This is a genomic window from Pirellulales bacterium (assembly GCA_019694455.1).
Taxonomy (GTDB): domain Bacteria; phylum Planctomycetota; class Planctomycetia; order Pirellulales; family JAEUIK01; genus JAIBBY01.
Genome location: JAIBBY010000093.1, coordinates 1 through 9,111 on the forward strand (window position 1 = coordinate 1; position 9,111 = coordinate 9,111).

The window sequence follows — 9,111 nt, forward strand, 5'->3', positions numbered from 1 at the left end:
TTTGGGCTTCGGCGGATGACGCATACCTCGCAGCAAAGATTGGCCGACAAATATGAGCGACACAGAGAAGACTTCCGCAGCCGCTATGGACGTGAAGTCGGCGCCGGGCACGACCGCTAAGCCGCAGACCAGCGCCCAGCTTGCGGCCCAAGAAAGTCGTGAGGCGCGTGACGCGATGTTCGCCGCCCTCGACGATCTGAAGCAGAGCGCGGCCTCGGCCGCCGATCCGCGACTCTGGACGCGCGAGCATCCTTGGGCGGCGGTGGGCATCGCGGCGGCGGCGGGCTTTGCGGCCGCGGCGGCGCTGACGCCGCGGCGCGACGAGACGGCCAAGGAGCATTTTCAACATCTGGCCGAACAACTGCGAGCCGCGACCCGGTCGGCCGAAAGCAATGGTACGGATGCCGAGCAGCGCGCCACCTGGACCCAGGCGGGCTTGCATCAGCTTTTCGATTTAGCAAAGGTCGCCCTCGGCAACGCGGCGCTGGTCGCGTTTCAGTCGCGTATGGCGCAATACGCCGCGCAGCCGGCGACGGACCAGGAAGGCGTGGCCGCCCACGAAGCAGGTGTGTCCACCGAGGACGACGGTGTGGCCACGGCGGATGCATCGCCAGCGAGCGAGCCGGCGTAGTATTGCCCCAATGGAGGTTCGTGTTATTTACAGGCCCCACGCTCCTCCGTCGACGGCTCACGAATAGCTCGACTGTGGAGTTCGGATAGACGTAAACTAGGAATATGGAACAGCACATTGACGCCATCTATGAAGACGGGGTGCTAAAACCTCTCTCTCCGCTTACGCTCGCCAATCACCAGCGAGTTAGTGTCACGGTACGCCCGCCGATTGTGGACGAGGAAGATTGGGTCGATCGCGAATTCCTCACGGAAGCCGACGCAGGCGCGGATGAATCGGTGACCGTCGAGCAAGTTCGGCGCGCGCTGGCCAAGATTCGCGCGCCGCTGGTTGATTCGTTCCGCGAAGAGCGTGATTTGCGCTAGATGCCTGCCTTTCTCTTCGGCTCCAGTGCAATCGCGAAGCGCTACTGCGCGGAAATAGACGCCGAACAAGTCGATGCCATACTCTCCGAGCCAGGGAATCTGTGTCTCATCTCTCGGCTGATCGTGGTCGAGATGCATTCCGTCTTTGCCATCAAAGTTCGTCGCCAGGAGATCGCGGAAGCGGATTTTTCGCTGCTGCGCAAGCGGTTTCTGGCGGATGGGAAGCAGCGGCAATTCCGGGTAGTAGCCATGACGGCCGCCGTCTATTCCGAGGCCGTGCAATTGCTCCGCACTCATGCGCTTGCCGAATCGCTTCGCACGCTGGATGCTTTGTAGTTGGCAGCCTCCCTGCACATGCGAAGGCGAGGCCGTCTCGACCACTTCGTCACCGCCGACAAGAGCTTGGCAGTGATCGCGACAAAGGTGGGCCTCGCGGTCCTGAATCCCGAAGCGGGCTGACTCGCTCAGCTTGCCAATGATCTAGTCCGGCCAGTGCTGCCTGATTTCCTAGTGAAATTTCTGGCCCCTGAGAATGCCGGAAACTCGCATACGCATTTGGACCACTTTTTAGAGAAGCCAGCCAGTCCCTCAAATCGAGCCTAGCGAAGCGACGCCAGTCGGTTACGCTAGTGCAGCAGGCAGCGCCGCTCGCGTCGAGCCGGCGCGCTGACGATCCGCACTCATTTGCAAGTCGATATGCCAAGCCCCTTTGCCGATCGTTTGGCCGCCGCTGTGCGGCGCTTTCGCAATCCTGTGGTGGTAGGACTCGATCCACGCTGGGAGCAATTGCCAGCGGGGCTGCGCGGCGAAGACAACCCGGCCGATCGAGCCAAAAGTTACGTTCGCTTTTGCCAAGCGGTGATCGATGTGGTGGCGCCGCTGGTTCCCGCGGTGAAGCCGCAAGCGGCGTTTTTCGAGCAACTTGGGCCGGCCGGCGTGGCCGCGTTGGCGGAGGTGATCGCCGATGCGCGCCGCGCGGGGCTGTTGGTGATCGTTGACGCCAAGCGTAACGACATTGGATCGACGGCCACGGCGTATGCCGACGCCTACCTGGGCCCCGGCGACGAGCGTCCCCTAGCGGGCGACGCCTTGACCGTGAGCCCTTACCTGGGGGACGACAGTCTGCGACCGTTTGTGACAGTCGCCGCGGAGCGCGACGCTGGCCTGTTCATCCTGGTCAAGACGTCGAATCCGGGGGGTGGTCAATTCCAGGACCTGGCCAGCGATGGACGACCGCTCTATCGGCATGTGGCTGAATATGTCGAACGGTTGGCGGAAGAAACTCTGGCGATGTCGGGCTACGGCCTGGCGGGCGCGGTGGTCGGCGCGACCTACAAGGAGCAACTGGCCGAGTTGCGCGCGGTCATGCCACACTCGTGGTTGCTGGTGCCCGGCTATGGCAGCCAAGGCGCCACGGCGGACGATGTGGCGCCCGGTTTCGACGCACAAGGGTTGGGCGCCGTGATTAACAACTCACGGGGAATCATCTTTGCCCACGTGCGCGCCCCGTATCGCGACCGCTTCGGGCCGGCCGATTGGCAACGGGCCGTGGAAGCGGCCACGCGCGACATGATCGATCAATTGCGCGACAAGACCACCGCTGGCCGTCTGTGACCGGCGGTCCTATGGAGACAGACCCGCGAAGGGGATCAGCGTAATGGAGCGAAGATCGAACATTGCGCCCTGAATCGGCCCGTTGGAGCGCAGACCGAGCCGGTGCTGACCCTTCTTCAATCGCAATGAACCAACATGGACGCGGTGGTACTTTTCCCACCCGCCGGTGCTCTGGACCGTTGCGGTGATTCGTTGCCCCGCGCATTCCAGCAGCCATTGGTTTCCGGCCGAGGCGTCGTCGCAAGCAATATCGAGATGCACTGAATACTCCATGTCGCGCGGCACGTCGATGGTCCAGGTTACATGATCGTCTTCGCCGGCCCACCAACCCAAATTGCCGTGCGCTTCCTCGATCCGCAGACTGGCGCCGTACACCTCGGCATTACCCGGCAAACAAAACAGGAAGCCGCGCAGCGCCTCGGGAACTACGACCACTGGCTGGTTGCCCGGCAACTCCTTGGGGCGCGTCACGTTTTGCCGCAGATACGCGATCACGTCGGCCAATTGCTGCGGCGCGAGATCCTTTTCAAAGCCCTCGGGCATCAAGGATTTGCCCGTGCTTTCCAACGCTTCCAGCTCGGTCCGCAAGATGGTTTGCTGTTTGTTTTCTTGCGCCAGGAGCGTCAGGCTATTGCCCGATTCCATGGCCAGAATGCCCGCATGGGCAAGGCCGCTGGTGGTGGTGGCGGCGTAATTGATAAACCGGGCTTCGATCGCTCGATTGGGGTCGAGGATGGCGATGGCGAGCGCCTCGGGCGCCTTTTCGGTGAGCGCCGACAGATCGGGCCCGATGGCGAAGCCGTTGTCTTTGAAGCGATGGCAGACGGAGCAACTTTTGACGAACAGCGGTTCGCCGCGGGCAGGGTCGCCAGCGGGCATTTCGGCGAGATAACGCGCCACGACCGCCGCGCGATCGCCGCTGGCCTGATCGAAGATCTTACGCGCGCGGTCGCGCAAGGCGCCGGCGCGACCGGCGGTCAACTGCTGGCGGCGCGTGATGTCGATTTCGCTGGGGGGCACGCGGCCAGCATCGATGGCGTCGAGCAGCGCCGCGGCCCACGGTTCGCGAGACAAGAGAACGTCGAGCGCTTCGCCGCGAGATTGGGGCGTGTAGCCGCGCCAGGCATCGAGCAGCACGCGCGGGACCTGTTCGCCGCTTTGACCGCCTAGATTCGCGATGGCGGCGGCGCGCACCGCTTCATTTTCGCCCGGAGCAAGTCGTTCTGCTAACACCACCGCGTCGGCTTCCTGGTCCGTCAAACCGCGCCCTAGCAGGCGAACCGCGGCCAACCGGTCGTCGAGCGCGGCCGAAGCATCGCCGGCCGTGGCGCGGGCAAACGCGAACAGTGGCGCCAATCCGTCGATCTCAGCTTGCAGCGGCGGCGAAGCCGATGCTCGGAACTTGGCGAGGGTCGTCTCTCGGCGGTCCAAGAGGTCCAAAAGTTCTCCCAACGCGCCGAGTTGCCAGGCGCTATAGCGTCCCTGGTCGTCGCGGCGAATCACCGGGATTAGCGAAACGATCGTGTCCTCGCGGTGGGTCGCGGCGGCGAGAGTCAAAAGTTGCGAGATCAATTCCGACTGTCCGGCAGCGGCCTCTTTCGCTTGCGACACAACCGCGACGATCGATTCCAAATGTGGCACGGCGGAACTCATGGCGGCAGCCAATATCCAAGAGTCACCGGCATCGCGCACGGCCAGACGCCCCAGCGCCTTCCCCGCCGCCACGCCTTCCCACTGGCCCAAAGAATACGCCAACTGCAAGCGCACCTGCGGATCGGGATCTTCGACCAATTTCAATATCGCGGCTTGTAGCGGCGGCGAGGCGGCGAAGTACGGTTCGGCGATGCGCACCGCATGTCGGCGCACGCCACCTTCGCTATCGGCCAGGGCGCTCATGAGGATATCGGGGCGGACGGTACCCAGTCCGTCCAATGCGCAAAGCGCGTGCAAGCGGGCCGTTGCGCGGCCGCCCGATTGAACCATCGTCTCCAGCAGGGCGGCCGCATCGGTCGCCTTGCGTTCGACCAGGATCTGCTGCGCTTTATCGCGCACCCAGCCGTTCGGACTTTCGAGTTGAGCGACCAGTTCGCCAGACGTCGCGTGCGATAGCTTTGGCATGGGCCGGGGCACGACGCCGACCGGCAGCACACGATAGACGCGTCCCTCGTCGGCGCCGCCGCGCACGTCGATGCGCTCCTCCATCGAATCGGGAATCCATTCGGTGTGCTCGATGACCGCGCGATACATGTCGGCGATCCAGAGCGCGCCGTCGGGACCGGTGCGCACGGTGGTGGGGCGAAACCAATTGTCGGTCGACGCCAGAAATTCGCTCCGCTGTTCATCGTCGGCGCGACGACTGGCAGCGATCAATCCGTCGCGGCGCATGATCTCTCGATGGACCAGGTTATGAACCGGCTCGCAGACAAAGGCGTTGCCGGCGAAACCGGGGCCAAGCAACTCGTCGCGATAGATGTTTGTGCCACAGGCCGAAGTGAAGTGATTGGCCGTGTGCGGATCGTTGAATCGCTCCAATAGCCGGCTGCGCGGAAAGACGGGCGCGGCGCCAGGCTGCTCGCTCACCGCAACCTTGCCATCGGGCGGCGCCAGGTGCGGGTTGCGGCTCAGATAATGATCGCTGAGCACGTATTGCCACATGGGATTGCTGTTGTTGTTGCCGAACCAGTTGCCCCAGTCGTCGCGATTGCGGTTGAATTGGGTGTAGCCTTCGATCGACTCGACCTCGCCATCGTCGGGGCGCAAGCGAAAATCGCGCCCGCCAATGGAGACTTCTTCTCCCGTCTTGATCGAGCGAATCTTGCCGCCGCTGTCGCCGTTGGCGCCGTAGATCCAGTTGTCGAGCCCCCAAGTCAATCCGTTCGCCTGATGCTGCGGATTGCCCTCGGCAAAGCCGGTGAACAACGTCTCACGTTGGTCGGCCGCGCCATCGCCATTGGTGTCCTTGGCAAAGAACAGGTCCGGGGGCGCCAGCACCAGCACACCGTCGCGCCAACTCATCACGCTAGTCGGATACCGCAGTTGGTCGACGAGCGTCGTGGCCCGGTCGTAGCGGCCGTCGCCATCGGTATCGACCAGATGGCGCACGCGGCCGGCGGGCTTTCCATCGACGCCATCCGGGTAGTCGGCCATCTCAACGACCCACAGGTCGCCATCGGGTCCCCAATCGAAGGCGATGGGGTCGGCCACGGCGGGCTCGGCGGCCATTTGCTCGACACGGAAACCGGGCCGAACATCTAGTGCCGCCAGCGCCGCGGCCGGCGCTCGCGCGGCCGATTCAACGCCGTCCAGCAAATCGTTGAAAGCCACTCGATCGACCAAATCGGGCAGCCGATCGGTGTCTTCGTTCTGCCACCAGAAATGGCGCGAATGCGTCCACGCGCCGTTATTGGTTCCATCGCGGACAAACGACGGAATGCGTTTTCCCTCGGGGCGCGACTCGGCGAGCACGACCTGCCAAGGTTGGTCGAATCCGGCAAAGCGATGCACGGCATAACCCTGCTCGTTGGAGACGACCAAGTCGAGCAGTTGATCGTCATCGAGATCGACCAGTCGCACGCCAGCGTCGCAACCCTGAGCGTCGACCAACACCACGTTTTCAGGCCAGCCGCACGGTTGTGGCGCCCAGTGCGCAGGTTGATCGGCCTTGGCCGCAGTCCAGCGCAGCACTTCTTGCCGCGCCTGGTTGGCGATAATCAACTCGCTGCAACCGTCACGGTCCAGATCGCGAAAACGAACGCCGGCGTCGCGTCGGTCGCTGGCGATTTGCAATGGTTTGCCGTGCTGCGAGATCGCGGCAAACGGGGCTGACACGTCTTGCCATTGATCGTCGGCGAACTGCCAGGCCCGTGGCTGGCCGTCGATCGTGACCAATACGATTGGCCGGCCGTCGACCACGCCCCAACGCGCTGGTCCATGCGTTTGCAGATCGAAGGGAAACTCGAATTCCTGCCATTGGCGCTGGTCGGGACGCCAGAGGCGCGTGTGCTGAAGTTGGTTGTTGCCGATGACCACATCTTGGTAGCCATCGTCGTTGAGATCGACGATGGTCACGCCATTGAATTTGCCATCGGCCGCGCGCAACGGCTGTCCGGAAGTCAAATACTGAGCGAGCCGTTCCGCGCATTCGCGAAAGTTGAGAAACTTGACGCGTGGGCCGTATGTCTTGTGAGCGTAATCGACCAGTTGGACCACTTGCTGCTGATGAATCCATCCGTAGGGATGAAACACGAAGTTCATCACACCGTGCTTCGCCACGGTGGCGTCGAGCGCGGCTTGCATGTCGGCCAGCGCCTGTGGATTGGCCGGCTTGAGGATGTTCTGCGCCTCCCAATCGCTGGGGACCATGCAAGGAAACTCCCAGCAGTTGCCGCCAATGACATAGGGATAGGGATAGTTTTCGATGGTGTTCACAAACGAGGGAAACGGCAGATACTTGCGAAATCGCTCGGCGCCGTCGGCCGCCGTGGTCAGCTCTCGCGCGAGGGCGGGATCGTCCGCTGTGAAGATCTGAAATACGGAACTGTCCAGTTCCAAGAACGCCCCCGCCGGCGTGCGCTGGGAAAAAATTTCCGTAAAGAACCTCGGGCTGACGGTATTTTGCGAATCGCAACACGGCATACGGAACGCCACGGGGCGTTGATTCGGCACGCTCGCCAACAGATCGACACAGCGATCGTAGGTGCTCTTGGCCTTGGCGAAGTCGCCCCCTTTGAGTAGTGGGCACGGATGATCGACCGTGTGGCACTCCAGACTCACGCCCTCCTGCAGCCACTGTTGCAGATGCGGTTGGTTTGGTTCGATTTGGCAGGTCATGATGCTTAGCGCGGCGCGGCCGTCGATCTGCTTGAGCCGGTCCAGGATGGGACGCAAAAAAGCTTCCCACTTCTCGTGCCCGCGCATGTCGTCGATGGCGAGCACCACCACGGCTTCAACCCCGGCTTCGCCCACCCATTGCGGAGTCGTCAACCGCGCGGATTCCAGACCGGGGTGGTAGGGATCGACCCGATCGAGATGCGAAAAGCGATCGCCCGCCGGAGGAGACGCTGCCCGCGCCTCAATTTGGCCAAATATCGCCATGAGGCAGAAACAACACGGCGCGAGGCGAAGTACCAACAAGTAAGTCAAGAAAGACTTCATCAGACGCCCACTCACGTGGCCAAGGTAAGACAACGGCGATCGAGCCATTTTAGGCAGCTTATGGCGGCTGCGCAACCGGGCGCGTGGTTGACGCGGCGGAACGGTGAATTGGCCGCCGTTCACAACAGATGACTCCCCCCCTTGGACGGGCTAGAATTTCCTTCGTGAACCGCACCATGCCAATGAGGGGGAACGGCTCGTGATCTCACAGGCGGGAGCCGACGCGCGCGATCTTCGTTTGGCGGAATTGGAACGCGAAGTTTGCGCGCTGCGCGCCGTGGCGGCAGCCAGCGAGCGGCGGATGGCCTCCGCAGCGGAGCAATTGGCGGCGACCGACGAGCATACCGACCTGATCGGCCGAGTGATCGACTCGGTCGAGACGTTGGTGTTGATCCTGGACATGGATGGCCGCATTTTGTTGTTCAACCATGCCTGCGAGGAGGTGTCTGGGCTGGTTGCAAGTGAAGTCGCTGGGCGCTTTATTTGGGATCTGTTCGCCGTCGCCGGCATGGAAGAACATGCGCGGCTGGCATTTGAGGGGATGACCAGCGGTGTGCTGCTACCCGAGTTGGAGCGAATTTCGATTGAGCGCGACGGAGTGCGGCACTACATCCATTGGTCCAGCAACGTGCTCGAACGGTCTCCCGGACTGCCGCCGTGCGTGGTGCTAACGGGCGTTGATATCACCAAACGCCATTTGGCAGAGCGGGCGCTCAAGTCGCAGGTCAAGTTCGAGCAGCTTGTGGCCCAATTGTCGCGCCGCTTCATTGGGCTCACGCCTGACAACGTGAACGAGGGAGTGCAGGAAGCGCTGACCGCGCTCGGTGAGTTTATCCAGGTTCAATCGGCGTCGATTTGGCTGCTCGACGCCGACGGCGCGCGCATCACACGTCGGTTTCGCTGGACGACCTTTGACACGCCCGAGAGCGAGCATCCGGCGCTGTCGCGCGACCTCTCGGAGGCGGAGTCGTCGTCGCTCACTGCGCGCGTGCTCGAAGGGGAGCCGATGACCATTTCGTCGGTGGCGCAGCTCCCGCCCGAGGCGCGCGAGTACATACGTTGGGCGAGCGACGCGCCGGTGCAGGCGTTTGCCTCCGTGGCGCTAGCGTGTGGCGGCAAGCCGATTGGTTTTCTCAGCCTGGGTTCCACCGGCGAGCGCGAATGGTCGGCCGACACACTACAGCTCATCAAGATGGTGACCGAAATGATCGCCGGCACACTCGATCGCACCGGCTCGGTGCAAGCGCTGCGCGACAGCGAAGCGCGGATGCGGGCGGTCGTTGAGAACATGCCGTTCATGATGTGCGCGCTGGCGCAGGTGCCCGATTTTTCGCAAGCGCGGCCGCA

Annotated in this window: 5 protein-coding genes and 1 pseudogene; 5 read left to right on the plus strand and 1 reads right to left on the minus strand. The window is 62.9% G+C overall.

What is annotated here, in order from left to right:
• Positions 1-52 precede the first annotated feature (52 nt).
• The 4 genes and pseudogenes from K1X71_20425 to pyrF all read left to right on the plus strand — a co-directional run bounded on the left by K1X71_20425 (position 53) and on the right by pyrF (position 2,610).
• A complete protein-coding gene (locus K1X71_20425) occupies positions 53-631 on the plus strand; it encodes a hypothetical protein (GenBank protein MBX7075515.1) in 579 nt (192 codons plus the stop codon).
• A 104-nt stretch (positions 632-735) separates the two neighbouring features.
• Positions 736-996: pseudogene (locus tag K1X71_20430) on the plus strand (antitoxin family protein).
• Positions 997-1,332: a type II toxin-antitoxin system VapC family toxin gene (locus K1X71_20435; GenBank protein ID MBX7075516.1), complete on the plus strand. Its 336-nt coding sequence runs from the start codon at positions 997-999 to the stop codon at positions 1,330-1,332. It abuts the pseudogene before it with no gap.
• 360 nt (positions 1,333-1,692) lie between these two features.
• Positions 1,693-2,610, plus strand: coding sequence for an orotidine-5'-phosphate decarboxylase (gene pyrF, locus K1X71_20440; GenBank protein ID MBX7075517.1), 918 nt, complete (start codon positions 1,693-1,695; stop codon positions 2,608-2,610).
• A 9-nt stretch (positions 2,611-2,619) separates the two neighbouring features.
• Here pyrF and K1X71_20445 read toward each other — a convergent pair whose 3' ends face one another.
• On the minus strand, positions 2,620-7,704 hold the full coding sequence (locus K1X71_20445; GenBank protein ID MBX7075518.1) for a c-type cytochrome: 5,085 nt from the start codon (positions 7,702-7,704) through the stop codon (positions 2,620-2,622).
• 259 nt (positions 7,705-7,963) lie between these two features.
• On the opposite strand from K1X71_20445, the gene K1X71_20450 reads away from it, so the two are divergent.
• The coding region (locus K1X71_20450; protein MBX7075519.1) for a PAS domain S-box protein at positions 7,964-9,111 on the plus strand (1,148 nt) is incomplete at its 3' end.

Bases quoted from the DNA above. Each gene is read 5' to 3' on its own strand.
- K1X71_20425 (MBX7075515.1), top strand. From the start codon at position 53: ATGAGCGACACAGAGAAGACTTCCGCAGCCGCTATGGACGTGAAGTCG.
- K1X71_20435 (MBX7075516.1), top strand. From the start codon at position 997: ATGCCTGCCTTTCTCTTCGGCTCCAGTGCAATCGCGAAGCGCTACTGC.
- pyrF (MBX7075517.1), top strand. From the start codon at position 1,693: ATGCCAAGCCCCTTTGCCGATCGTTTGGCCGCCGCTGTGCGGCGCTTT.
- K1X71_20445 (MBX7075518.1), bottom strand. From the start codon at position 7,704: ATGGCGATATTTGGCCAAATTGAGGCGCGGGCAGCGTCTCCTCCGGCG.